Raw genomic sequence first — 26,027 nt, forward strand, 5'->3', positions numbered from 1 at the left:
TTGGTTGCTCCTTGCTGATGAGTCTGTAGTACAGCCATTATATATTCATTTCTTGACAGCGAATAGCAGAGCCGGGTGAAATCGTGCCGTTTCCGGCCAGATGGTAAAGATAACGATACAGAGTTAAAGAAATCTGAAAACCCTTACACCAACCTCGCTGCCAAATCACATTTGCTCAAGATATTATAAAAGATCATGCAGAAAAACGAATTCTATCCTTTTTTTCTTTGGTCTACAATGAGAGCTGTAAACAACTGTAATTGGCTGCAGGGGGATGCCCTGGCTTAAGCCATCATTCTAAAGGGGGATTTATTGTGCGAAAGTCTTTGTACAAAGCCGGCTGTACCTTAGCAGGCATGCTGATGCTGACCATGTCCATTACGGCATGCGGATCAGGAAATTCAGCAGAGAATAATGGAGCAGCCGCAACGGCAGGCTCAGGAAATGCAGCAGCGCCTGCGGCTAAAGCTCCGGTCAAAATTTCTTATCTTACCTTCCGGGTCGGCACGCATGCGTCAGCCAAAATGGAGGAAGAGCAGATCAAGCAGTTCAATGCCAAGTATGGCAATGAAGTGGAGGTTGTGGTTGAAGAAATTCCAAGTGATGCCGCATACGTGGATAAGATTAAGATTCTGGCAGCCTCCGGGGATGTGCCGGATGTCGTTATGGGCAAGGACGGAATTAATGATGTCCTGATCAAAGGGAATCTTGCAACCCCTTTCAATGATTATTTAGACAAGGACGCGGAATGGAAGGCAGCTATCGGAGAAGATGCACTTGCTTCCAATACCCGGGACGGGAAGATCTGGTCGATCAGTGATCAGAAGCAGAATATCGGCTACTTCTACAATAAAGAAATGTTTGACAAGGCAGGTATTAAACCGGCGGAGACTTGGGATGAATTCATGAGCAACAACGAGAAGCTGAAGGCGGCAGGCTTCGTTCCGCTCGCCCTGATGACCGGGGAGAACGCCTGGACATCCAATCTGATTCTTGCTGCGATGATCGGCACTAACGGGGAGAACGGCAAGGCGTTCATGAACACCCTGCACCCTACCGACTTCAATACGCCCGAAATGATTCAGGCGCTTAATATGATGAAGGAGCTGCTGGAGAAGTATACGACGAAGGATGCGCTTGGAGCGGGCTATGCCAATGCAGCGAACGCATTCAGCCAGGGCAAGGCAGCGATGATTGCCAACGGTCCCTGGATGATTGGAGACTTCAGCGATCCGACCAAATCCAGTGAAGGCTTCGATGCAAAGGTGGGCGTTGCCGCGTATCCGAATAACAGCCTGATTTCCACTTATGAGGTTGGATATATGATCGGAGCCAAAACGCCGGAAACCCGCGATGCGGCGGAGAAATTCATCAAGTTCAAAACAGGGCTTGAAGGACAGACCCTCGCGCTTGAATACGGCAATGTCATGCCGGTATCGAGTGAAGTTCAGCCATCAGATGCACTTAAAGAGAAGTATCCGATCATGGTCGAATCGATCACAGTCGCTCAAAAGACACAGCTGCATTACCGGACCCTGGACTCCATCGTCTATCCGAACGTAACGGATGCCTGGAAGAACCTGTATCCGAAGCTGGCGGCGGGCCGGGCAACGGCTGAAGAGATTGCCAAGGAACTGACTGAGATTGCTGCTAAGAATAAATAAAGAGTAATGTAAGCTGAGGATTGGGGAGGACCATATGGATGGTTAGGAAAAATAGAGGGTATATCACGCTTTTCCTGTTGCCGACTGTAGCATTGTTTATTATTGTCTATGCCGTCTCACTTGTCATTTTGTTCGGCACATCCTTTACGGAATGGTCGGCCGGACGCAGCCCGGTGTTTACCGGTCTCGCTAACTATATCAAGCTGTTTACGGACGATGCCGATTTTCGCCAAAGCGCTCTGAATACGGGGATCTGGGTCGTTCTGCAATCTACGATCCACGTTGCCATCGGCACCCTGTTCGCGGTTATTCTTAGTATGAAGGAATTCTACTGGAAGTTTGCCCGCACGGTGTACATGTTTCCGAATATTATCTCAGGGGCAGCTGTAGGTATGCTGTTCCTGTGTATGCTCAATCCTGAATTCGGTGCGGTGAACAGTATCGTCCGTTTATTCGGCAATGCGGATTACTCCCAGAACTGGTTCATGGATTATGCCACGGCTTTTCTATCCGTCACGATGACCTGGCTGCCTTATGCGGCAGTTGTCACGATTCTTATTCTGGCCGAGATTGCGGCCATTCCGGAAAGTCTGTTCGAATCGGCACGTATCGACGGGGCCAGCAATTTCAAGATCAACCTGTACATCATCATTCCTATGCTGCGCAATATTATCGGGACCTGCGTGATTCTGTCGGGAACAAGCATGCTGCAGAAGATGGATATTATTCTAATGACAACAGGCGGCGGACCCGGCAATCAAACGATGAATTTGCCCATTTACATTTACAAAACCGCTCTCATGGACAATAACTTCGGTTATTCCAACTCCGTGGGCGTTTTCCTAATCGGCTTTGGCTTGATCTTTGTCCTGCTATGCCGAAATCTGTTCAGAATAGGCAGCTCCCAAAACTGAATGGAGCGGATGGGGTGAGAATGTTGAAAAAAAGTTTGGGTGTACTTAAGTATGGATTTGTAATCCTGATTGTCCTGTTGTCGCTGGGTCCGTTCCTGTGGGTGCTGCTGGCTTCGTTTAAGACGAATGCCGAGATTCTGAGCAATTCCCTCGGCTGGCCAAGCAGCTTCCGCTTCTCCAATTATACGAAGGCCTTCCAGATCGCGCCGATATCCCGATTCTACATCAACAGTGTAATTGTGGGGATTTTTGGAACACTGCTCAATCTGCTTTTGCTCGGAATGGCAGCCTATGTCCTGGCGCGCTTTCAATTCCGCGGTAAAAAGCTGCTGATGGGAGCCTTCTCCCTCTCGCTGCTGATTCCCGGCGCTGCGATGCTGCAGCCGCTGTACTTGACGGTTAACGCGCTTGGGCTGTATGACAAGCTGATCGGACTTATTATTGTGTATACCGGCTTCGGATTGCCGGTCTCGCTCTACATTCTATCCAGCTACTTCCTGACGATTCCCAAGGAGATGGAGGAATCGGCTTACCTGGATGGGGCCAGCTTCATTCAGACCTTCTTCCGGATAATACTGCCGATCTCGAAGCCGGGCTTCGGCACGGCGGGAGTCATGCAGTTCCTGCTCTGCTGGAATGAATTTCAATTCGCGATCATTCTGACGACAGGCAATCAGAGCCGGACCCTGCCGCTGGCGCTCTATTATTTCAAAAGCCAGTTTGCCAGTGATTACGGCGTTATGTTTGCCGCTACGATGGTCGTCATCATCCCGAGTATTGTAGTCTATATCCTGCTGCAGGAGCAGGTAGTATCCGGACTTGCTGCGGGAGCGGTCAAGGGATGACGGAGCGGACAGGAATTCCATGGAAAGATACAAGAGAATTGAGGGGTTGCAGATGAATGAGGAACACCTGTGGTGCCTGAAAGAAAACGGGTATGAGGCCGGACTGCATAAGCATTATGAGGGGTTGTTTACCCAGGGGAACGGCTATATGCATGTCCGTGGAAGCTTTGAGGAGGGATGCAGCGATGCCCCTCAGGATGAGGAGTATCTGCGCTTTCCGGATAACGTCACGCTGGAGAAGCCGCGGCATCCGAAGTCCAAGCAGGGAACGTTCATCCCGGGTATTGTCGCAGAGCATCCGCTGCTGAAGGAGGAGATTGTTAATCTTCCTTATATGCTGGGGCTTGAATTGCGATCTGCAGGCGAGAGCCTGGATATGGACCGCTCCCGGATCAGCGGCTACAGCCGCTGGCTGGATCTGAGGGATGGATGTCTTCACCGTTCATTGATCTGGGAGACAGCAGAGGGCATGCAGCTTCAGTGCACCTTCGAGCGCTACATCAGTATGGCGGACACCCATCTGTGTATCCAGCGCATACAGGTTGAGGTGCTGGCAGGGGAAGGCACACTGGAGGTTGCTGCTTCCCTTCGGGGAGATGTACGCACCAATGGGATGAATCATTTTGATAGTGTGGTTCCCACTGCGGAAGTTGGGGGCAGCCTGTCGCTTGAAACGCTGACGGAGCAGGGTAACCGGATCTTCATGCACTCTGCGCTGGACGCCTCTGAAGCGGTGATCTGGCAGGAGGAGAATAGCCTGGCGGCGGCTGCTCTCCGGGGTGAGTTCGCTGTGCAGACCGGGGACCGGCTGACTGTCAGCAAGCTGACAGCGGTGACCACGGACCGGGATATGGAGGAAGGCGGAGCCGGCAGCAGAGTGCTTGCGCAGCTCAGCCATGCACGTGAGATAGGCTGGGACCAGCTGTATGAACGGCATGCAGCTTGCTGGAAGAGTAAGTGGCAGGAGGCCGATATCATCATCAAGGGAGATGATCTGGCGCAATTAAATGTCCGGGCTTCACTCTATCATCTGCTTCGTGCCAATGCACCGGAGGATGCCCGGGTGGCGATTTGTGCTAAGGGGTATGCCGGTGAGGCCTATTTCGGCAGGTATTTCTGGGACACGGAGATCAACCTGCTGCCCTTCTACCTGCATACCAACCCGCAGGCGGCCCGCAATCTGCTTCTGTTCCGCTACAATACGCTGGACGGAGCCAGACGCAATGCGCAGAATTATGGCTACCGGGGAGCAAGATATGCCTGGGAGTCCTCGTTAAGCGGGGATGAACAATGTGCCAACTGGCAGTACGCCGACCATGAAATTCATATAACAGCGGATATAGTGTATGCTCTCTACCATTATGTGCGGGCAACAGGCGATGAAGATTTCCTGGAGCACTACGGCATTGATATTCTGGTGGAGACGGCACGGTACTGGTGTGACCGGGTAGACTGGAACCGGGAAGGAGTGGGCGAGCTGCTCGGCGTGATGGGACCGGACGAATATCTGCCCTTTACCCGCAACAATGCCTTCACCAACCGCATGGTCAAGTTCAGTCTGGAGCAGACGATTGCCTGCCTGGACAGCCTGCAAGGCAGCAAACCGGACAGCTATGCGGCTGCGGCAGAGCGCCTGAACATTCTTCCGGAGGAACGGGAGCTGTTCCGGCACACGGCGGAGAAGCTGCGGCTGCCCTATGACAGCAGAACGGATATTGTTCCGCAGTCTGACGATTTTGCTTCTTACGCGGATTTAGATTTCGATAGCATCTGGACCGACAGATCCAGACCCTTCGGCCATTTCATCTCCCAGGAGCGCAATTACCGGTCCAAGGCGCTTAAGCAGGCGGATGTGCTGGAACTGATGCTGCTGTTCCCGCATGAATTCTCCCGGGAGCAGCTGAAAGCGGCCTATGACTATTATGAGCCGATTACAACCCATGATTCCTCCTTGTCCGTGGCAGTTCACGGCATTGTGGCCTCCTGGCTGAATCAGCCGAAAGCGGCGGCAAATTTCCTGCAGCGGGTGATGGATATCGACCTTTCGCTGGAGAAGAAGGGTGCTGCCGAGGGAATACATATCGCGAATTGCGGCGGCTTGTGGCAGCTGATCGTATACGGGTTAGCCGGACTGAAGAGTGCGATGTGGAGCAAGGACATTAAGCTGGAGCCGCGGCTGCCTAAGGGCTGGACGAAGCTGAGCTTCCAGCTTGCCTGGCAGGGGGAGCGCTACCGGATCACGATTCATCCGGATGCTCATGCAGTGCACAAGCTGGAAGGGAGGGGCTATGTTGCGGGCACAACCCTTTGAGGCAGCTATCTTTGATCTGGACGGTGTCATTGTCGATACCGCGAAATTTCACTATCAGGCCTGGAAGCGTCTTGCCGGTGAGCTCGGCTTCGATTTCAGCGAGAGCACCAATGAGCAGCTGAAGGGCGTTAGCCGTATGGAATCGCTTGAACTTCTGCTGCGGTCCGGCGGAATAACAGATCTGACAGCGGAACGTAAGGAGGAGCTGGCCTCCCGCAAAAATGAGTGGTACAAGGAGCTACTGGAGACACTTACTCCGGACGATGTATTACCCGGTGTAAGCAGCTTTCTTGGGCTGTTGCGCTCACACGGAGTCAGAACAGCGATTGCCTCGGCCAGCAAAAATGCTCCGCTGATTCTGGAGAAGGTGAACATCAGACCGCTGTTTGACGCAGTGGCGGACGGGAACACCATCGGCAGGGCGAAGCCAGACCCGGAGGTGTTCCTGCAAGCAGCCAGGCTGCTTGGAGTAGCGCCGGCCGCTTGTTTTGTGTTTGAAGATGCGGCCGCCGGTGTAGAAGGGGCGATCCGGGCGGGCATGCGCGTGGTTGGCATCGGAGACGGGGCACTGCTTGCCCGTGCTCATCTAACCATCGCCAGCTTCGAACAGCTGGAACCCGTGTTTCTGCTTAGCCACATTGGTTTAAACGGTCCCTCCGGAAGTGGGGGGCTGTTCGAATGAGCAATGGGCGAGTAAGCAATGGGCAAGTAAGCGATGAACGACTAAGTAATGAGCCAAACAGCAATCAGCGAAGAAGCGAATTGACGCTGGCGCAGCTGCAGCCGGACACTCCCCAGGTGCTGCCTGGAGGAGGCTTTGTCACCCTGACGCTTGTTACAGACTCCTTCGGCTCGCACATACACCTGTTGACTATATCCAATGGCCGGCTGGTCTTTACGGTGATACTGGAGCGGGGGATGGACATTGGGGAAATCTGGCTGGAAGCGGAGAAAATCAGCTGGGAGCGTGACGAACGGTATCTGCTCCATCCGGATCACGTGGATTTGTCCGACAATGAACATGCAGGCTGGGATTCAGGCTTCTATGCAGCGGTGGCTGCCATAGGGCCAGAAATTTTCGGTACCCCGGACGAGGTGAGGACCGTCCACGGGACGGGGTCCTATTCCCCGGCGCTGCCGGAATCGGTACGGCTGACCTGGGATGAGCAGCAGATCTGCCTGGAAGGTAATGTTCCGGTGAGAGGATACGGGCCCTTGCCTGTATATGCCAAAACAGTCCGGATCGTAATCCGTTACGGGGCAGCTACGCTGTTCCGGGAGGATACGGTGCTGAATTTAACGGATGTCGCCCAGCCAGTGGATGACGGGTATCATATTCAGCTGGCAGGAGCTTATATGTCGGGTGGGGGGAGTTATATCCTGCCGGTCTCCACCGCAAAAATGCTGCTCCGCGACTCTGCCCCGCCTGAGGTGGACCCGTTAATCATCTACGATGCCGAAACGAGGCTGGACCCGATCCGCTGTTATCAATACGTTCCTGAGCCGGTAGAGGGGCTTGCGGATCTACCGCAGGTCCGCGACTATTGCGCAGACGGGGGCGGTGAGCAGCTGACAGCCGAGATGCTGGTGAACGCCGGGCAGGATACGGCAGCCTATGTCATTCGTTCGCTGCAATGTTATCCCCGGTCACTAATCGCCAAGCGGGCGGTCAGTGACCGGATGTATGCGCTGGAGCCTTGCAAGACCAGACCCAATTCACTGGAGCAAAAAACGATCGATGGTGAAGTGGTCTATATCGGCCCCCACGGCCAGAGCACCGGCTGGATCATCATAGGGGCAACACGTGATCCGCAGGAGATTACAACCCTAGCGCACATGATCCGAAGTGCAGCAAAGTGATTGATGGATGCCATGAGGATGCAGCGCAGATTTCAGCAACTATAGAAAGAAATAAATCATACCCAGCCGCCGGCAATCTGCCGGCAACTGGGTATTTGATGTACAGACATTATACCTGAACGGATTTCCTTACTCACGTAGGTGATTGTATAATGTGCAATTAAAAACAGCGAAAAGGCAAGCTTGCATCGTATAATTGTAGTCTGTATAACTAAATCTGCCCGAATGGGTGAGAACCAGCTACAGCTGGAAGATATTTTAAGAACTTTCAAAGAGATTCAGAATAGATATTTCGTGGATGAGTGTATATGAATTGTTAGAAAACAGAAAAATTGATCCCGAGAACTCAAATTATACCTAAGGCTTTGTTTTTTGGTTCAAACATACTTATATTACTTGCGAAAATGACATGTTACACAATCGTCACCGAATCAATTGTGAACTTAGCAACTCAATGATCTTCTCATTAAAAGTTATCCCCACTCCTAAATACTCTTTATCCTCTTTAGTTATTCCGAAATTTGATAATAAATCGATCTCTTGTTTGAGAAGGAAGTTTTGGAATTCGAATGTATGAATTGCTAATTCATTAAAGAATTCAACAGCATCATATATTTTTGAAGGCCGTATATTGATTAGTTCTTCTGGTGAATTATGAACTGAAATAAAGTGGCCAGTTTTAGTAAAAATTGCTCCCTTTCCTTCTTCCCAATTCAACATATGATTCCGTACAAATTCATTATCATATAAGTCATTTTCATTTGGATCAGAAGCAAATAATTCCCGATTTATTATTGGTTGATATATTTCAAATCCACCATCAATAAATCGTTTTTCTATAAATGGAGGTACAATGAGACTTTTACCTTTTCTTATTTTCATTGCTTGATAATTATTTACGTTTTCTAAGTATCTTATTGGATATGGAAATCCAATATTTTTTGCAAACAGAAACTCCTTGGATATATTTAGAAAAAATGTGTTATTAATACGTAATAAAAAACAGGAAGGTAAGTTCTGGAACAGAGGAAATTGTACCCCACAAAAGTTTATACCGTCAGTTATGTTTTCTCCTTTGTAAATAACTAATAATCTATCACGGGCTCCAATTCTATCTTTTATGAAAAATTTCGGAGCAATTTCAGCGAAGTTATTATTTAAATTATAAAAAGCCAGCCATAATCCAATACGAATTTTATCAAACCAATCCAACATCAAATTTATTTCGATTGACATTAATGGTTGATTATTTAAGACTTTTTCAATAACAGGTTTTACTTCATTCTCTAATTTTGAAAAATCATTATTGCAAATAGTACACGCAGGGAAAACAAATGAATTGAAACGGAATTTAATTTCTCGGATTTCTTTAAGATGTATACCAAAAAATGCTTCTCTAATTGGAGTTCCAGTCATTTTTAACAACCATTGAGGAATTATATGTTCCATACTCTTTCCTTCTGGTTTTTTTCCACAAAAAACACATTCTCGCAATATGAAACCTCCAATAATATCAATATCCTTAATAAAAACCAACAAACCTTGACACACCAAAAGTCGCAGTTACAATTGTGAAAAAATTTAGTTTAGCATTTATTATTTCAAATTATACAATGTAATATTTTGTTAGACAATTTTTTCCGATTTAGCTTATATAAAAAAGTAAATACAGAATCGAATGTTCAATTTAATGCCTTCAGTAACCCAACGGTCATTTTAGTTCCTATATCCACGTAGTCCTCGGGTTGTCCGTACTTACCACTACCAGATATGGCGCGCCTTTTTGCCCCCTTTTTACGGGGAATCAACGCGCCTGAAAATCGTACAACTTTAGGGGGGAGTAGGTTAGGCTACTAACCAAGTCCTCTTAAGCCAATATCCAGTTAATGGTATGATTCCATAAAGGTTGACAGCAGTAAGTCTCGCATAATAACGGCTGCGGGAGCTTGTAATCCAAGCATAAACAAAGAGGCGCTCCACCGGATACTGTTCCAGGGGGAGCGCCTTGTTTATGTCTTGCAGAGCCGGTACAATCCGCTCTACATTTCCCTATTTCAAATAATTCATCAGGATCTGCGCAGCTTCTGCACGGGTGGCAGGAGCCTTCGGTGCGAAGGTGCCGTCAGCCCTCCCTTTCACGAGGCCAAGTGAAGCAGCTTCAGCCACACCATCCGCCGCCCAGCCCGAAATATCTGCAGCATCCTTCATGGACAGGCTGTCCGGAGCTTCCGGAGCTGCACCATGCTGAAGCTTGTAAGCCCGCATCAGAATAACAGTCATCTCTTCGCGGCTGATCTCTGCATTCGGCTGGAAGGACACCGGACTCCGTCCGGTGATCAGTCCGGCCTGCACCATGCCGGAGAGAGCGTCCCTGTACCAGGCATCTTGCGGAACATCAGCGAATGCGGTGTTGCCACTGCTGGCGCCGTTCCCGCTGACGTTCCCGCTGGTGCCGCTGCCATCGTTCCCGCTGTTGTTCACGCTGCCGTTGCCATTATTGCTACCGCTGCTACCCAGCTGCAGCGCGCCGGCCATCAACTGCACGAATTCAGCCCGGGTAATATTCCGGCCCGGCTGATAAGCCTGCTCTGAGATGCCCTTGATCAAATGTTTCGCAGACAGCTCACGCAAGGCTTCGAAGGCCCAGTGTGTAAGCGGAACATCGCTGAATTGCTTAGAATACTCCAGCAGCGCATACGTGCCGCTGCCCTCGAGAAGTCCCTTTAACCCGCCGGCTTCAGCTGCTCCGCCCAGATAGGAGAGTGTACCGTCACTGCCTACACGGTACAGGCCAAGCAGCCTCGAATTAAGTCCGTCCGCCGGCCAGCTAAGGCTTACCGGAACCGGATAATCCGCAAGACGGTGAACCTTTCCATCCGACCCGGCCAGACTCAGGTCATAATCCATCAGCTTGCCTTTCAGCGCTACGCCGGCTTCTGTCTTCAGCTTCACGGCTTCCAGTGCCTTAGGCTGCGCCTTCAGCACAATCTTGGCACCGCTGCTCCCGGCAGCAGGCACGGCTTCGGCCAGCTGCTTCAGCAGCTCCGGCGCCAGCACAAGCTCTATTCCGTCTCCCTGTACACGGAGGGAATGGGTTCCCAGCAGCGTCCCGGCATTCACCGGAAGCTCAACCGCAGCCGCTTGCCCTACCTGGACAGTAACCACACCGTTCACCGCAGAACTGCTCAGCTGAGCGGCAGTAATGACTGCAGCCGAAGGACCTGGCGTTGCGGTAGGCTGTGGTGTTGCCGCAGGCTTCGCCGTAGATGACGGCGGACTGGTTGTCACCGGAGGATCTGTTGGTGTTACCTGCTGACGGTTGACAGTCAGCTCAATCTTCTCTGTATCGACCGCATCCACATAAGCATACTCCGCGATCATACGGGTGTTCGTAACCTCAACCTTGTATGCCCCTGCATCAGTTATTGCAGCCTTATCCAGTGTCAGACTGCTCCCGGCCGCACCGTCCAGCACAAGGTCGTCCTTCAGCCAGCGGTAGCTCAGCTCTCCATACACAGAATGGGCTACAACGTTAAAGGTAACGGAATCCCCTTCCTTTACCGGATTTACACTTGCCGTGAACGACTGGATCACCGGAATTTCATGTGCCGGATAGACCTTGAGCACCAGCTCTGTTCCGGTGATACGTTCCGGATTCACCTCCGCTTTGCCGGTCAGCACAACTCGGTAAGCTGTACCGTTCTCTTCCATTCCCGGCTTGAAACGGTATACTGCACCGGTAACACTCGTTAGCGGCCGCCAATCGCCGCTGTCTGGCCGCTTCATTTCCCAGCCGATAGACTCCACGTCACCTGTTGCATCAACAAGCAGCGTCAAGGGTTCGCCCTCAACGGCGTCCATCGCAGAAGGTAAATCTACCGCGAAGGCAGGGGTAATCCACTCTACTGCAGCCGGGAGCACTTGCAATATATATTCCTGCTCGCCGGTTAAGCCGCTATCGTCTGCCACAACCGCCTTATAGCGGTAGCCGCTCATTGCTTCCGTCAACGCCGCCAGCGTCAGGCTATCACCCGAACCGACCGGCTCGCCATAACCATAGCCATCGCCCTTGTCGAGGTACCAGGTGAAGGAGAGTGTTCCTTCACCTTTACCAGCGGCGCGGAGCATACCGTCCTGCCCCGCCCGCATCAAGCCCTCACTGACAATCTGTACCTCCGGCGCCTTTTGGGTCCATTTCGCCGTCAGCGTCATTACACCCGGCACGGTCTGATTGGCAAAATCCCATTTTTCTGAATCGTTGTACCAGCCCTCCAGCACATAGCCTTTATTCATTACGGCCGGAGCCGTTAACTGTTCGCCGTATGCAGCCTGAACGACTGTCTGCGCCGGACTTCCGCCATTCGCGTCAAAAGTAATATCATAGCGCCCGTTTAACTCGGTCAGAGCACTGATTTCGCTATTGCTGAGGTTGCGGATTTCAATTTTCATGCGCTGATTATCCTTCGCCTGGTCATCGGCTACTCTCACTACTGCACCGTCACTCTTGGACGCTCCTTCTACAGTAATTACTTTATTATTGCTTTTGTTAACGATCTTGTAGTAATCTCCGTCCTTCTCCAGCTTCCACTGCTGCGTATCCGGTATCGTTCCGGACGCTTTGATATTCTGACACAGCTGCTGGATCGCTGAACCGGGAAGAATATCGAGCACATGGCCGCTTTGGACCGATTGGATCTGATAATATCCTGTACCGAGATCCAGGAATCTCCACAGCTGATTATTGCCGTCGCCGTTGGACCACTGGTTAATCACCGCCAGCGGATCACTGGAGACTCTGTCCACATCCAATGCTTTTCCGCTGTGCTTGGGCTGGATTTTGACCATTTTCTCCGGAATGATCTTCCCCGCAATCGAGCTCATGAACCCGCCGCTCGTCTTATCAATTGTGAGACTGTCGACATTGAATCTGCCGGTATCTCCTTGTTCGCGGATGAATTCAATCGTATTCTTACCGGCTTTGAGATTCACGGACTCCGTACTGTTAGCCCAGATATCCCAATTCGCTGTCGGAGTTAAGGACACTTGCTTGATTCTCTGTCCGTTAACCATCATCGACAGGGTAATATTCGAGCTTTGTACACCGGAATACCGCAATGTCGACGTATAGTCAGCCGTATTAGGGACGTTCACTTCAAACTTCAGCGTGTCCCCGGTCTGCTCAAATCCGCCTACGAACCCGTTGCCCTCATACCATAAATGATCCCTGACAACCTTGAGGCTTCCTTGCCGGGTGGCATCTTCGGCCTGATACCTCCACGGAGTACGCTTGTTAAGATGAATACTGTCCATATTTAGAATGCCGGAGTTTCCTGTTTCATTTTTATAAGTAATTGTGTTTTTACCCGCCTTCAGGCTTAACGTGTCAAGCTGCTCCTTCCAGACGGTAAGTCCTCCGGTAGAAGGGAGGGTGATATTTTTAATCTTCGTGCCGTTCAAATACAGGCCATAGGTTGTGCCTGCAGCTTTTTTGGCATATCTCAGCTTCACATCATAGGATGCCGCATTCTCAACATTTACCGCGAACTCTACGGACGAACCCGCTTTGGACAGCCCGGTAACATAACCGGTTCCCAGATTTCCGTCTTTGGCGTAAACAACTGCAGCATCGTTCCCGCCAGCCAGCTTGGCATCTTCAGCTCCATAATGCCAGGTAGTTGCTTCCGTTACGGTTATAAAGTCCAGATTGACGTTGCCGGTGTCGCCTTCGTCATATTTATATGTGATCGTATTTTCCCCTTCTTGAAGGAAAACATTGTCATAGCGGTCGGCCCAGCGGTCCCAGCTTTTTAGGCTGAAGAAATCGACCTGCTTAAGCTTTTGCCCGTTCACATACATAGTCAGCGTCCGGTCATCGTTGAATCCCAGGCTGTAGCCCAGCTTAACCGAATAGCTGCCGGCAGCAGCGGCATTTACCTTGAAGGTAACTGCAGAGCTAGAGGTCCAGAGCCCTCCGGCAAATCCCGTTCCGCTGTAACCCGGATGATCTGCATCAGCCTTTGCATTTCCGGACAGTATGGCATTTTCTGCTTCATACAAGGTGCTGCGCTTGATAATCATGGCATCCAGAGCCAAAGCACTCTTGCCGGACAGGCGGATTGTGTTGCTTCCGGCGTTAAGCGGAAGGTTATAAACGGATTTCAGATCGAAATTCGCCTCAAATCCGGCATTCGAAGGGAAGGATAGATCGCGGGTTGCTCCCCCGTTAACGCCTAATTTCATAGTAACCGGATTCGCCGTATTATTGTTGTATCGGAAATCCAGCGAGTAGGTCCCGCCAGCGGTAGTGTTAACTGTAAATTCTATATAGTCATTAGTGCTGCTGTTATTGTATTTTTCGTATACGCCGCCCGAAGCATAAGCGGTTGCTCCGGGGATTCTTGCTACTCCCGACAGCTTTGCCTCCTCGGCTTCATAGATTTCGCTTCTCTCTTCTCCGGAAGGTCTGTTCAGGACTGTGCCGGGATTGGAAGGAATGCCAAGATTGATGAAATCATTATCATCCCAATGGATCCGCTGCGCTCTGATTCCTCTGTTCCCGCCGCCTTGCCCGTGGGTCGGTATCCCGTGATACAGAATCCAATCCTCGCTGTCGTCTTCGGACTTCAGGAACAGGGGAGAGCCGGGGCCATACGAGCTGTTTTCGTCCGATCTTTTCATCGCAGGCTCAGGATATTTGACCCATGAATCCGCATTCATCACATCCGAGGATGCATCCGCAACGGATACGCCTACCGCATAGTTATCATTCATGAAGCTGCTGGCCGAGTAGGCAAAATAGATTTTACCGTTTCTTTCGACTACCGCAGCGCCTTCGTTGATATTATCGTTTTTCTTTTCCCAATCATATTCCGGTTTGGCCACCGTGCCTTCCGGCCCCTCCAGGGTCCACGGGTTCTTCATTTTGACAATCGTCGGACTCTCATCGAATTTCGTATTATCCGGATTCTGCGGGTCCTTGAAATAATAGTATTTGGTATAGGTGAAGTAGGGTTCCCCTTTAATGGAGACTACGCCGCAGGCCAAACCATATCCCTGCGTGTTCAGCAGCCCCTGCTTGACCGTAACCTGCCCGTTGCTGTCTTCATTGGCGGATTCGCCCTTCAGCTCCCAGGTTCCTTCAAAAGGATCGGGTGATGCGTTCTCCAGAACATAGGAGCTTGGATGCCCATATCCGAAGCTGTTCTCCGGGCCGGAAGAGAAATACAGATACCACTTGCCGTCCAGCCGGTAGATATAAGGACCCCACACATAGCCGAAGTTATCGGGTTTCTTCCAGACCACTTTGCTTTTGGCCGTAGATACGCCGAGAATGGTTTCATGCCTCTTCAAGGTGATGTTATTATCGCCTGAAGATGCAGAATAGTAATAACCGTCAGCAGCCCTAGCCACGGTAGGATCAGCACCGCCCATCAGCGGGTTAACGTAATTAGAGGTTACATCCGCGTAAGAGATGCCTGACAGCAGTAATGAAAGTATCAACACCAGGGGGAGCAGCTTTAAGCTTTTTTTCCTCATATGAATCTCCTTTTCTAAGCAATTTCTGATCATTTTGACAATAAATATGTTCACTTGCCCTCCTCCGCAAAGATATGAACCCCGCTTTTCTTGAAACCGCTTACCATTAATTGCAGCGCTACGCATCCATTATAAAATAAGAGTGGAACTGTTTTTCCGCATCATGTTTTGCGATATTTTGAGGGATTGGCTGAGCCGGAGAGGGGGCGGGGACCGGAACACGGTTTTCTTGCTATATTTTTGGCTTTCTTATGTTATTTTGACTGGTCTTTATTGTAAAATTTGTTCTTAATAGAGGCAGGAAATTTGGAGTCCTGGGTATGCTGATTATTTTTAGCATCCTGGCTGTTTATAATTTATACGATAATCATCAAGTGACGAATACTGCATTAGTACTGTAAAATTCAAGCTGTTTGTAATCTTTTCCCCTCCAGCGGTTAATAATGCTTAGGACTAGCAGGCTGGAAAGGGGCATGGGATGAATGAAACGCAAACTTTTACTGACCGGAGCGGCTGGAAGAATCGGCAATGCACTCTTCAAAGGGCTGAACGAGGACAGCAGATACGAGGTTACCGGAGCGGATATAGAAGCGGATGAAGAGCAAGGAATCGTTCAACTGGACATTAATGATGAAGCACGGCTGGCGGAGCTTACTAAGGATGTCGATACGGTGCTCCACTTTGCCTGGATTAAGGATGAAGACGATTTCCTCGGTAAAGTGCTTCAGGGGAATGTAGCGGGTGCATATAAGTTATTTGAGGCAGCTGTGCAGAATGGGGTACGGCGCATTATATTCGCCAGCTCCAATCATGCGACCGGCTATTATAAGTCGGATGAGACAACGGGACCTTCAGACCCTTACCGGCCGGACAGCTTCTATGGATTAAGCAAATGTTATATCGAGCTGCTCGGCCGTCTGTACTCGGATCAAGGCAAGATTTCTTCACTGAATATCCGGATTGGCAACTTCCCCGGGGATGACCGGCCCCATTCGGAGCGGGCAGGGCATATCTGGATCTCGGAGCGTGATTTGCTGCAGCTGGTCAACTGCTGTATCCAGGCGGATGAGGAACTGCAATATTTGAATCTGTACGGGACCTCGGCGAATAGTGACAACTATTATACCATCGGTTACCTGGAGGAGCTGATCGGATACAAGCCTCAGGATGATGCGGCGGAGCTACTCGAACAGGCGAAGGCGGAGGGCCGGGAAATACGCAAGGATGAAACCGAATATCAGGGCGGGCAGCAGGAGTAGGAAGCAGCGCAACCCGCAATTTCTGTTACCTGTATATAAAGAAGGCATGGGAAGATTATCTTTCGTGTGCTTTTTTTGTGCAAGCCATATAAATACCGATGTATATAAATAAAAAGCTGAAACCCATCCCGAGTAAAGGTTCTTGCTTTTAAATAAAGGATCTAAATCTTCAATGGTTTCTTTTCGTTACAAAACGTAAACAAACCCGTCAGGTATGATCCGACAGGTTTGCTTTTCATCCAATATCCTCAAGCAGATCCTTAGAGTTATTCCGTACATTTCCAACAGCCGAAGGGACTTTATAAGCCCGCATTTTCGCTGCATCGTAAGGCTTCAGCAGTTTTAAAAAGGACTCGACATCGTCATTGTCTCTCCCCAGCCAATCGGCCTCATCTTCAGGTCTCAATATAACCGGCATTCGGTCATGAATACCCTCCATCAAACTGTTCGGAGTAGTGGTGATGATAGTGCAGGTGCTTAGTTTCTTTCCTTCTGGATCTTCCCAAGTGTCATACAATCCGGCGAAGGAGAAGAGGCTGCCATCACTCATGAGGATCCGATATGGCTGCTTGCTGGTCCCGTCCTTTTTCCACTCATAAAATCCATCAGCAGGAATGATACAGCGCTTAGATTTAAGCAGCCGTTTAAAGGCAGGTTTTTCGGCTACCGTCTCCGCGCGTGCATTGATCATCTTACTGCCGATCTTCTCATCCTTGGCCCAAAACGGTACCAGCCCCCAACGCAGTTCCCCCAAGCGTGTTCCCGCGTCACTGGCAATTACCGCCGGAACATTATGCATAGGAGCTACATTATAATTGGGTTTCAGCGTAGCTAATTTGCTGTCATCGATTAAGTAATGCGTAATTAGTTCTTCCAGGGTGACTGTAATGGTAAAGCGTCCACACATATAATCAACCTCCTCATCCAATTATAGCGCTTGGCTTCTATGGATAGAGGAGGTAAGTGTTGGATTGATTATTCGGTTGTACTTATGCCAGCTTACTTCACCTTAATATTGGGTGTTGCCCGACTGGCTGGTTTTACCTGAGGCGAAGCCCTTAAACAGGGTGGGTACATTGTGATAGCGGGTGTTGGTGATTTTTGCGGCGCTGCTGCTGCTGTCGGTACGGAAGATGGAATCCTTGACATTCGAGATGTCAGAGCTGTCCAGTGTGAAGTTCACGGCGTAGGAGGTTCCGCCGTTCTGGCGGGCCAGCTTGCCGATGTCGTCGGCTCTGAAGTTCTTAATGTTGATTGTGCCCGCAGCGTTTGCCTGGAACACTTTATCGTAAGCTTTATATGCACCTCCACCAGTAATATTGACTGTACCGGAGGCTTTCAGTGTCAATGCATCCTCGCCCACATCCTGCCAGGTCACATTAGAGATTGTAGCGTTTCCATAACAGTGCACCCCGTCTGCGCCGGGAGCACCGATAATTACATTTTTGAGTGTAGCATTCTTCTCCAGCCGGAAGATTGGCTTCTGGTTCTCTGCCTGGCTGCCATCTCCAAGTGTACTGGCATTGGCGACATAAGTCTGGCCATTGCCGTTAAAGGTCTCTCCTGCTGGAACTACAATCGTTGTACTGACAACAATTGGCGTTGCAGCGGATACCTTGGCCGGACTGGCAACATAGAACGAAGACAACATAACAACCGACAGGAGTAAGCCCACAACCTTTTTCAATAATATTCCGCCCTTCAACTGTAGAGTATAGATCCGGTGAACCGGTATCTTGCAGGTGTCCTGACCAGATGTGCACCTCTGCCCGCACCCGATATATAGGATATTCGGAACACGTGTGCATAGAACAAATTAGTTTTACTGAGATCAATTACCATATTTCCGACACAATTTGGAGGGAGCTGTAAGCTCAGTTATAGTGTATAACAATAGTAGAATGGAGGAGATTACATTGACGCAGGAAGACCTTATCCACGAGATTATGAACAATAATATGAGAAAAGAGAAAGAAGAGAAAGTCAAAAAGGTTAAGATTCTGAATACATATGCCAAGAAAGGACAGACCGTAATGGCCGGCTCCTCACTGATGGAGTACTTTCCGGTGAATGAATTACAGCAGACGCTGGAGAAGCAGACGATTATTTACAACCGCGGAATTGCAGGGTATGTAACCAGTGAGCTGTTACATTCCCTGGAGGAATGTATTGTTGAGTTGGAGCCTTCTAAGCTGTTCATTAATATTGGCACCAATGACATCAGCTCAGCAGACGGCGAATATCAAGTCGGGCATCTGCTTGCGAACTATAATGAGATTCTGACGCAGATCGGAGCAAGGCTGCCGGCATGCAAGGTGTATGTCATGGCGTACTATCCGGTGAATGCTAAGGCTGATTTCAGCGGAGTGGATCAAGAGATGAAGGCAGGAATGTTCAGCACCAGAACAAATGCCGCGTTACTCGAAGCCAATGCCGAAGTGGAGAAATTAGCAGCGCAGCATGGATATACGTTCATTAATGTGAATGAAGGGTTGACGGATGAGGAAGGGAATCTGAAGGAAGAGTACACGATGGACGGGATTCATATGTATGCGAATGGGTACATGGTGGTACTTAATAATCTAAAAGAATATCTATAAGCGCATGACACAATGCAGAGCAGCGGTCCTCCGGAGCAGGAGAACCGCTGCTTAGTTATACAACTGCCCTCAGATCAGTTCCCCTCTCCGCTTCAAATACACATACAGCACAATTCCCGACACGGAGCAGACCGCAGCACATAACCCGATGAAGCCATAGCCCGCCTGCAGGCCGCGCAGCAGACCAAGCTCGCTTGAACGGCCGTAGACCGTCTTAACGAGTTCAATCACCCAGCCGATAATATAGTTCCCGATAACACTGCCGAGACCCATTAGCGTCACTACAAAAGTAATGGCGGTGTCACTCCCGTTAGGATAGCGGCGGGCAATAAAGGCCATGACGGTAGGGTAGATGATCGCGATCCCTGCCCCGGACAAGGCGAACAGAAAAGCCAGGCTTTCCCCGCCGGCCAGCGCTACAAAGGTACAGCCTGCCGAGAACATTGAGAAGATAATCAGCGAGAGCACGAAGCCGATCCGGTCGGTCAGCGGTCCGATTACGAGTCTTCCCAGCGAGAATAGCAGGAAGAAGGCGGATAGCATGCCGGAGGCCTTGACGGTATCCCAGGCGTAGGCTTTTTCCAGAAAATTAACCAGCCAGCCGCCCACGGCGAGCTCGGAGACAACCCCGAAGGACAGGATCATCACCATCATCCAGAGCGCAGGATCGCGCATTAAGGTCTTGAAGGAGGTACGGTCCTCGTGCGGCAGATCATCTCCGGGAAACGTACTGCGCAGCGCCGACACAATCGGCAACAGGCAGAGCGACAGCATCACCAGATACATTCCGCGCCAGTCCAGCATATGTCCAAACACACTTAGTGACATAACCCCGGTGGCCAGTAGCGGCGCTACAGTCGAACTCAGTCCATAGAAGAAGTGGGATAAATTCATCATCATCCCCGTGTTTTTTACAAAAATACGTGCTCCCAGAATCGCCAGGCCAATCTCCAGCATCCCGTTGCCGATGTACATCAGGAAGTAGGAGGAAGCGAATAAAGGGTAGGTATGCGACAGGAAAATCAGTACTCCGGAGAGAACCATAGAACCGAATGAAATAATGCTGACCGCCTTGATGCCCCATTTGCGGACGAGAATAGCAGTGAACGAACAGGCGATCAGGTAGCCCAGCGCATTCAGCGAGAGCAGTGTACCCAGCTGTCCTTCATCCAGATTGAAAGCGAGCTGAATCCGCGGGATTGCAGGTCCTTTAATATTCTCCGAGATCCCGAAGACGACAAAGCCCAGAAAGATCGTTACGAGCTGCATGATATAGATCGTGTTGCGCTTGCCTGTAGAATTGCGTGCTTGAGCCTTCAAAGGGATGCCTCCTGAATGATGATAAAATAATGTTTGGCTTACTTCCGTTCCACCAGCTGGAACCGGTAGGTCAGGCTTTCCATGGTTGTTGTAATCAGTCCTGCCATGTATTCCCGGCGGGTGTCATTCTGGATGATCAGCTCAGGCATATGCTCGGTCGGAATAATCTCCCGGCACCCGCTGCGCAGATCCTCCAGCATCTCTGGGGATATATTGTCACCGGTGACAACGATCGCAGCAGGGTTAATGATGCTGATAATGGATACCAGTGCATGTATAGCCAGCTTGCCGGGATCTCCGCCCTTCTGCAGGAGCTGCAGCTGTTGCTCCCTCGGAATGCCATAAGGCAGGTAAGACACTTCTCCGCTGAAAAAGCTGTTCCCGTTAAGCAATCGTCCATTCACCATAAAGCCGGCCCCCGGGAAATGGTTCTTGGGGAAGGTCAGCACGGCAAAATGTCTCTCCTCATCCGGAAACAGCCGCTGATACAAGCCGTAAACCGTCAGATTCATATCGTTCTCGATAATAATCTCAACCTCTTCATAGCGCTCCTTCAGCAGAATGCCAAGAGGCTGATCTGCGAGCGCCGGAACATCACAGATCCCAATCCGGTCCTGCTGGACTACACCGGGAATGCCGATGCCGACCGCCTGAACATTCGGGTGAACCTCAATAATCTGATCCAGCCAGTCCGTGAGGGTGTCTACGGTAATTTGCTCATGTACCTTATCCGTTTGCTCCAGGATCTCACCATTCAGATTCGCCAGCGCATAGCTAATGGATTGAATCCCGCCCTCCGAACGCACGATCATACAGATCATAAGGGAATAATTGGCGTTGAACTGATATTTCCGTGCCGGTCTGCCTCCGCTGGATTCCTCCCACCCAAGCTCCAGAATCTCCCCGGTCTGAACCAGTTCATTGAGAATGGTGCCGCAGGTGGCTACACTCAGCCGGGTCTGCCCGGCGATGGATGCTTTGGTGCCTGTGCCGGATGTGCGGAGTATATTTTTAACCAGTTCCACGTTTATTTTCTTGACCAGCTGTGTGTTATGAGACGGATTTACCATATCGTAACCTTCCTCCCGGATGATTATAATTCTATTATTAAAAGAGTTGTAATAAGTGTATTGTAGTGACTTCCCGGTAAATAAGCAAGCGATGATTAGCAGAACCGCAGCATTCACTCATGATCAACGCAGTTCACTCGGTGTCCGCTGCTTGACCTGTTTAAATACACGGTTGAAGGTGCGGATGTTGGAGAAACCGCATTCCAGCGCGATATCGAGTATGCTTTTGCCGGTATTCAGCAGCAGCCGCTCGGCCTGGTTGACCCTGATACTATTGAGATAGGCGACGTAGCTCATGCCCGAGATGCTTTTGAAGAAGCGGGAGAAATAGAACAGGCTCATGTTGGCGTGATTGGCTGCGTCGGCCAGGGTGATGGGATGCATGTAATTGACGTCAAGATATTCCAGAACCTCCTGCATGATCTTCATATTCGTAATGCGCCGTTTATCCTTATGAGGATTGACTACTCCCAGCGGCATATGCCGCAGAATCAATGCGCACAGCTCGTGCAAAAGGCCGGTCATCAGCTGCTCGTGATGCGGAGGCTTCAGAAGATGCTCCTGCAGCAGCTCCTGCATAATCGCGGACAGACGCCGGTTAATGACCTCATCCTCCGGTGTAGACGGCCGGTTCTCCCGGAAAGGGGAGGTGAGCTGCAGATTCAGGGGCCAGCCTGCAGGGAAGCCGATCAGCGCCGGGTTAAAGATGACAAGAATAAGCTTCGATGTGTTGTCCTTGCTGTCATAGTAGTGAATATCTCCGCTGCTGCATACGGCCAGATCGCCTGCATGCAGTACCCGTGTCTCCGAGTTGATCCCCATCCGGATTGAGCCTTCCAGTACATAGATGATCTCCAGATCATTATGCCAGTGGGCCAGGAAATCTATATTTTGACACACAAATGCAGTGAAGGGAAAAGCTGTTCCATACGTTCTGTTCTCGTGAAAAGCTCTCATGATATCTCCTGTTCTGATCTTCCGCTATTTAGATTTAAACATAGCAAAAAATGACCATTCATACAAGCAAATTGGCGAGCATCCGCCACCGGTTTGGATTACAATTTCTTCAGGGTATAGACGTGCTATTCATTCCAAAACCAAATTTGATTTCAGGATAAAAAGGAGAACTTGATATGGCGAAGAAGGCATTGATTGTAAAAGGCGGATGGGATGGTCATGAACCGAATGAGGTTGCAGCTATTTTTGCCGGTATTCTGGAGGCTGAAGGGTTCGAGGTAGAGGTGTCGGATACGCTGGACAGCTTCAACAACGCCGAGGCGCTTAAGGAATTGAGCCTGATTGTGCCGGTATGGACAATGGGTGAAATTGCGGGTGAACAGGTGGCATCGGTGCTTGCAGCAGTGGCTTCCGGGGTAGGCATTGCCGGTTGTCACGGCGGGATGTGCGACTCCTTCCGTAACAATACAGAATGGCAATTTTTGACCGGGTCACAGTGGGTGGCTCATCCCTTCAACGACGGAGTGGATTATGAAGTGAATATCGTAAGATCCGGCTCCAGCCCGATTGTGGAAGGCATCCCTGATTTCAAGGTGAAGTCCGAGCAGTATTACCTGCATGTGGATCCGGCGGTTGATGTACTGGCGACAACTACATTTGTGCTGAGTGAAGGCGACCATTCGGCGAACGGTGTGATCACTATGCCTGTGGTTTATACGAAACGCTGGGGCCAGGGCAAGGTATTCTATAATTCGCTTGGACATCATGCGGATATCTTCGATATTCCTGAAGCCAAGGAACTGATGCGTAAAGGCTTCATCTGGGCAGCAAAATAAACCGGGATAAGGTGGGACTCATTGTGCGTAAAGTGAAGGTAGGCATCGTCGGCTGCGGGAATATCAGCGGCATTTATTTTGAGAATTTGACCGGAACCTTTGTGAATACAGAGGTCTACGCCTGTGCTGATCTGGACCCTGAGCGGGCCGCGCAGGCAGCGGAGAAATATGGAGTTCCTCATGTATGGACGACAGAGGAATTGCTGGCTTCGGAAGAGATAGAGATTGTCGTGAATCTGACGACGCCTAATTTCCACTTCGATGTCTGTAAGCAGGCTCTGCTGGCCGGAAAGCATGTGTACGTGGAGAAGCCGCTATCACTGACGCTAGAGAATGGAACCGAGCTTGTTAAGCTGGCAAAAGAAAAGAATCTGTTCGTCGGCTGCGCACCGGACACCTTCCTCGGAGGCGGCCTGCAAACCTGCGCCAAGCTGATAGCGGACGGCTATATCGGAGAGCCGGTTGCTGCAACCGCCTTCATGCTCTGTCATGGTCACGAGAGCTGGCATCCGGACCCTGAGTTCTACTATCAGGCGGGCGGTGGCCCGATGTTTGATATGGGGCCGTATTATCTTACGGCGCTGGTATCCTTGCTTGGCCCGGCGAAGACGGTATGCGGGATCACCAAAACCTCATTCGCATCGCGGACGATCACCAGTGAGAAGAAGTTCGGCAAGGTAGTTGACGTTGAAGTCCCTACACATGTGGCCGGAACCATCGAATTCGCCAGCGGTGCCGTGGCTACGATGATTACGAGCTTCGATGTCTGGCACAGTACGCTGCCACGGATCGAAATCTACGGATCACTAGGCACCTTGATCGTGCCTGATCCGAACACCTTCGGCGGTCCGGTCTTGCTGCGTCCGGCGCACAGCACGGAATTCCAGGAGATTCCGCTGATCTACAATTATGCCGGGAACAGCCGCGGCATTGGCGTAGCGGATATGGCCCGCTGCATCGGGACAGGAGACACCCCGCGCGCTAACGGCGAGCTGGCGAATCATGTCCTAGAGATCATGCATGCGTTCCATACCAGCTCGGACACTAAGCGTTACGCGGAGCTGTCCACCAGCTGCGAGCAGCCGAAGCTGCTGCCGCTGGGTTTGGTTAAGGGGTATTTGGAGTAGTTAATATACGGGTTTGAAAGCAGCGGTCTGTTCCCGGGTTACCAGGGATAGGCCGCTGTTTTTGTGCGTGGTTCATCTACCCCGCTCGCCGCCGCCGCGCCAGCAGTCTGGCCAATCCGCCCCGTACCTCGTCGCTCCAGCAATCCGATTAATCTGCTCCGTACCTCTCCGCGCCAGCAATCTGACTAATCCGCCCCGCAGCTCATCCCGAGCGATCCCGCGCGCCGACCCGATGCTGGCCAATCGAAATAAGTGGAAAAAGAACATTTAATATCTCATCCAATACTAAAAAGAGGATAATAAGTGGAAAAACAACAACTAATTCTGCCGAATCTCTTAAGCCCCCTAATCGAATTGGAGTCCTAAAGATGCATAAGGTACACTAATAGAGAAGGGGATGAGGACATGAAAAGTAACAAGTTGTACGATGAACAACGGATTAAAGTTGCCCAGGAAGCGATTAATGGGACGAAGCTCTCTTTCCTCGCCCGTAAATATTCAGTTTCTCCCAGCACGATTACGAACTGGGTGAAGTTCTACAAAGAACGATTTGGTGAGCAAGCGACACCTTCAGTTAACGAACGTATTGAAGATGCCAAACGTGTCCAAGAGTTAGAGACCAAAATGGACACTGCGATTAAACTGCTGGGCGAAAAGGATTTGGAGATCGAACTCCTGCGTGAACTGCTAAAAAAGACCAACCCCGCTTACAAGACAGACTTGAAATAGCCGATGAAAGCATTAAGCGGGGCTATGCGGTATCGGTGGTACTTCGGCTGGTGGGTGTGCTGGAATCGACCTACTATGCCCGCAAACAGCGTCAAAAGGAGAACACCAAATCTACGGTAAGCTTAGGGACAGCCGGAAGACCGATCCCAGCGTATTCGTTGACGAAAGACGGCCAGAAGGTCAGCGACGAGCAGATCGAAGAATGGCTTAGCGAACTCGTTGCAGGCGAGGAACACGGCTACGGTTACCGTAACTTAGCGCATGCCCTCTACATCCAGCATGACTTAATTCTGAACCACAAGAAGGCCTACCGGCTTTGTAAAAAGCTAGGGCTGCTCCAAAAGAAACCTGACAAGAAAGTGAGATATCCAAGACGGCTTGCCCAAAACCGCGTGGTTACCGGAGCCAACCAACTTTGGCAAATAGATATTAAGTACGGATACATTCATGGCTACGACCGCTTCTTTTTTATCTTTGACATGATTGATGTGTTTGACCGCTGTATTGTCGGCTACCACTTGGGTGCAAGTTGCAGTGCAAAGGAGATCTGCACGACCATTAAGCAGGCGTTGAAGGCCCGTATACAGCCTGGAGGGGCTAGGCCTATTCTTCGCTCAGACAATGGTCCTCAATTTCTCAGTCATGCTTTTGCAGAGATGTGTATGGACCCGGATGAACCTTTGATTCATGAACGGATTCCGCCTAAAACGCCGAATATGAATGCATATATTGAGTCCTTCCACAGCATTTTAGAACGAGATCTCTACAGCAAAATGTACTTTGAAACCTTTGAAGAAGCCTACGAGACTGTCACGGAGTACATTGAATTTTACAACGAACGCCGCTTTCACGGCAGTTTAAACCGATTGAGTCCTAACCAATACCATGCGGCATGGAGAGCAGGCCAAGTGGCAGAGGTAAACATCTCACTTTAAGAAACTGCAAGAACCAGAGATTTCAAGAGAATGACTCCATAATTAAGGGGCCGAACCGGAATAT

At 50.3% G+C, this 26,027-nt stretch carries 21 protein-coding genes; 13 read left to right on the forward strand and 8 right to left on the reverse strand.

Annotated elements, in window-relative coordinates; all coding sequences use genetic code 11:
• Positions 1–314: 314 nt before the first annotated feature.
• Genes MKX70_RS15295 through MKX70_RS15320 form a run of 6 tightly spaced genes read left to right on the forward strand, consistent with a single transcriptional unit; the run spans position 315 to position 7,594 of the window.
• Positions 315–1,664, forward strand: coding sequence for an ABC transporter substrate-binding protein (locus MKX70_RS15295; protein ID WP_340784008.1), 1,350 nt, complete (start codon positions 315–317; stop codon positions 1,662–1,664).
• A 38-nt stretch (positions 1,665–1,702) separates the two neighbouring features.
• Positions 1,703–2,578, forward strand: coding sequence for a carbohydrate ABC transporter permease (locus tag MKX70_RS15300; RefSeq protein WP_340784010.1), 876 nt, complete (start codon positions 1,703–1,705; stop codon positions 2,576–2,578).
• A 20-nt stretch (positions 2,579–2,598) separates the two neighbouring features.
• Complete coding sequence (locus MKX70_RS15305) at positions 2,599–3,423, forward strand: carbohydrate ABC transporter permease (RefSeq protein ID WP_039308352.1); 825 nt, start codon at positions 2,599–2,601, stop codon at positions 3,421–3,423.
• 52 nt (positions 3,424–3,475) lie between these two features.
• The gene (locus MKX70_RS15310) at positions 3,476–5,734 is read left to right on the forward strand and encodes a glycoside hydrolase family 65 protein (RefSeq protein WP_340840274.1); all 2,259 of its coding nucleotides are present in this window, start codon (positions 3,476–3,478) and stop codon (positions 5,732–5,734) included.
• On the forward strand, positions 5,712–6,416 hold the full coding sequence (gene pgmB / locus MKX70_RS15315) for a beta-phosphoglucomutase (protein ID WP_340840275.1): 705 nt from the start codon (positions 5,712–5,714) through the stop codon (positions 6,414–6,416). The genes MKX70_RS15310 and pgmB overlap by 23 nt, the downstream gene beginning before the upstream one ends.
• On the forward strand, positions 6,413–7,594 hold the full coding sequence (locus tag MKX70_RS15320; RefSeq protein WP_340840276.1) for a DUF4432 family protein: 1,182 nt from the start codon (positions 6,413–6,415) through the stop codon (positions 7,592–7,594). The genes pgmB and MKX70_RS15320 overlap by 4 nt, the downstream gene beginning before the upstream one ends.
• Positions 7,595–8,017: 423 nt before the next feature.
• Here MKX70_RS15320 and MKX70_RS15325 read toward each other — a convergent pair whose 3' ends face one another.
• Complete coding sequence (locus MKX70_RS15325; RefSeq protein WP_340840277.1) at positions 8,018–9,043, reverse strand: hypothetical protein; 1,026 nt, start codon at positions 9,041–9,043, stop codon at positions 8,018–8,020.
• Between the two features lie 600 nt (positions 9,044–9,643).
• The gene (locus MKX70_RS15330; RefSeq protein WP_340840278.1) at positions 9,644–15,130 is read right to left on the reverse strand and encodes a CBM35 domain-containing protein; all 5,487 of its coding nucleotides are present in this window, start codon (positions 15,128–15,130) and stop codon (positions 9,644–9,646) included.
• 272 nt (positions 15,131–15,402) lie between these two features.
• Between MKX70_RS15330 and MKX70_RS33435 the strand changes: the two genes are divergently transcribed.
• Positions 15,403–15,531: a DUF6442 family protein gene (locus MKX70_RS33435; protein WP_445253834.1), complete on the forward strand. Its 129-nt coding sequence runs from the start codon at positions 15,403–15,405 to the stop codon at positions 15,529–15,531.
• An 81-nt stretch (positions 15,532–15,612) separates the two neighbouring features.
• On the forward strand, positions 15,613–16,389 hold the full coding sequence (locus tag MKX70_RS15335; protein ID WP_042238232.1) for an NAD-dependent epimerase/dehydratase family protein: 777 nt from the start codon (positions 15,613–15,615) through the stop codon (positions 16,387–16,389).
• A 235-nt stretch (positions 16,390–16,624) separates the two neighbouring features.
• Here the strand turns inward: MKX70_RS15335 and MKX70_RS15340 are convergent, their stop codons facing one another.
• The gene (locus tag MKX70_RS15340; RefSeq protein ID WP_340840279.1) at positions 16,625–17,296 is read right to left on the reverse strand and encodes an SOS response-associated peptidase; all 672 of its coding nucleotides are present in this window, start codon (positions 17,294–17,296) and stop codon (positions 16,625–16,627) included.
• Positions 17,297–17,398: 102 nt separating this feature from the next.
• A complete protein-coding gene (locus MKX70_RS15345; protein ID WP_179093533.1) occupies positions 17,399–18,040 on the reverse strand; it encodes a pectate lyase in 642 nt (213 codons plus the stop codon).
• Between the two features lie 265 nt (positions 18,041–18,305).
• Between MKX70_RS15345 and MKX70_RS15350 the strand changes: the two genes are divergently transcribed.
• A complete protein-coding gene (locus MKX70_RS15350) occupies positions 18,306–18,989 on the forward strand; it encodes a GDSL-type esterase/lipase family protein (RefSeq protein ID WP_042238227.1) in 684 nt (227 codons plus the stop codon).
• Between the two features lie 69 nt (positions 18,990–19,058).
• On the opposite strand, the gene MKX70_RS15355 is transcribed toward MKX70_RS15350, so the two are convergent.
• The 3 genes from MKX70_RS15355 to MKX70_RS15365 form a co-directional block, all read right to left on the reverse strand.
• Positions 19,059–20,258, reverse strand: coding sequence for an MFS transporter (locus MKX70_RS15355; RefSeq protein WP_042243046.1), 1,200 nt, complete (start codon positions 20,256–20,258; stop codon positions 19,059–19,061).
• A gap of 89 nt (positions 20,259–20,347) precedes the next feature.
• Positions 20,348–21,379, reverse strand: a complete 1,032-nt coding sequence (locus MKX70_RS15360) for an ROK family protein (RefSeq protein WP_042238225.1) — start codon at positions 21,377–21,379, stop codon at positions 20,348–20,350.
• Between the two features lie 123 nt (positions 21,380–21,502).
• Positions 21,503–22,336: a helix-turn-helix transcriptional regulator gene (locus MKX70_RS15365; protein WP_042238224.1), complete on the reverse strand. Its 834-nt coding sequence runs from the start codon at positions 22,334–22,336 to the stop codon at positions 21,503–21,505.
• 176 nt (positions 22,337–22,512) lie between these two features.
• On the opposite strand from MKX70_RS15365, the gene MKX70_RS15370 reads away from it, so the two are divergent.
• On the forward strand, positions 22,513–23,172 hold the full coding sequence (locus tag MKX70_RS15370; RefSeq protein ID WP_042238223.1) for a ThuA domain-containing protein: 660 nt from the start codon (positions 22,513–22,515) through the stop codon (positions 23,170–23,172).
• Between the two features lie 23 nt (positions 23,173–23,195).
• Complete coding sequence (locus MKX70_RS15375; protein WP_197072961.1) at positions 23,196–24,299, forward strand: Gfo/Idh/MocA family protein; 1,104 nt, start codon at positions 23,196–23,198, stop codon at positions 24,297–24,299.
• 72 nt (positions 24,300–24,371) lie between these two features.
• On the opposite strand, the gene MKX70_RS15380 is transcribed toward MKX70_RS15375, so the two are convergent.
• On the reverse strand, positions 24,372–24,566 hold the full coding sequence (locus MKX70_RS15380; RefSeq protein WP_042238222.1) for a hypothetical protein: 195 nt from the start codon (positions 24,564–24,566) through the stop codon (positions 24,372–24,374).
• Between the two features lie 138 nt (positions 24,567–24,704).
• Here MKX70_RS15380 and MKX70_RS15385 point away from each other — a divergent pair, with 138 nt between their 5' ends.
• Together MKX70_RS15385 and MKX70_RS15390 are read left to right on the forward strand one after the other, a co-directional pair.
• Complete coding sequence (locus MKX70_RS15385; RefSeq protein WP_042236251.1) at positions 24,705–25,028, forward strand: transposase; 324 nt, start codon at positions 24,705–24,707, stop codon at positions 25,026–25,028.
• A 35-nt stretch (positions 25,029–25,063) separates the two neighbouring features.
• On the forward strand, positions 25,064–25,963 hold the full coding sequence (locus MKX70_RS15390; protein ID WP_052416376.1) for an IS3 family transposase: 900 nt from the start codon (positions 25,064–25,066) through the stop codon (positions 25,961–25,963).
• Positions 25,964–26,027: the final 64 nt, after the last annotated feature.

The sequence above is a fragment of the Paenibacillus sp. FSL R7-0312 genome, from assembly GCF_038004445.1.
Lineage (GTDB): Bacteria > Bacillota > Bacilli > Paenibacillales > Paenibacillaceae > Paenibacillus_AQ.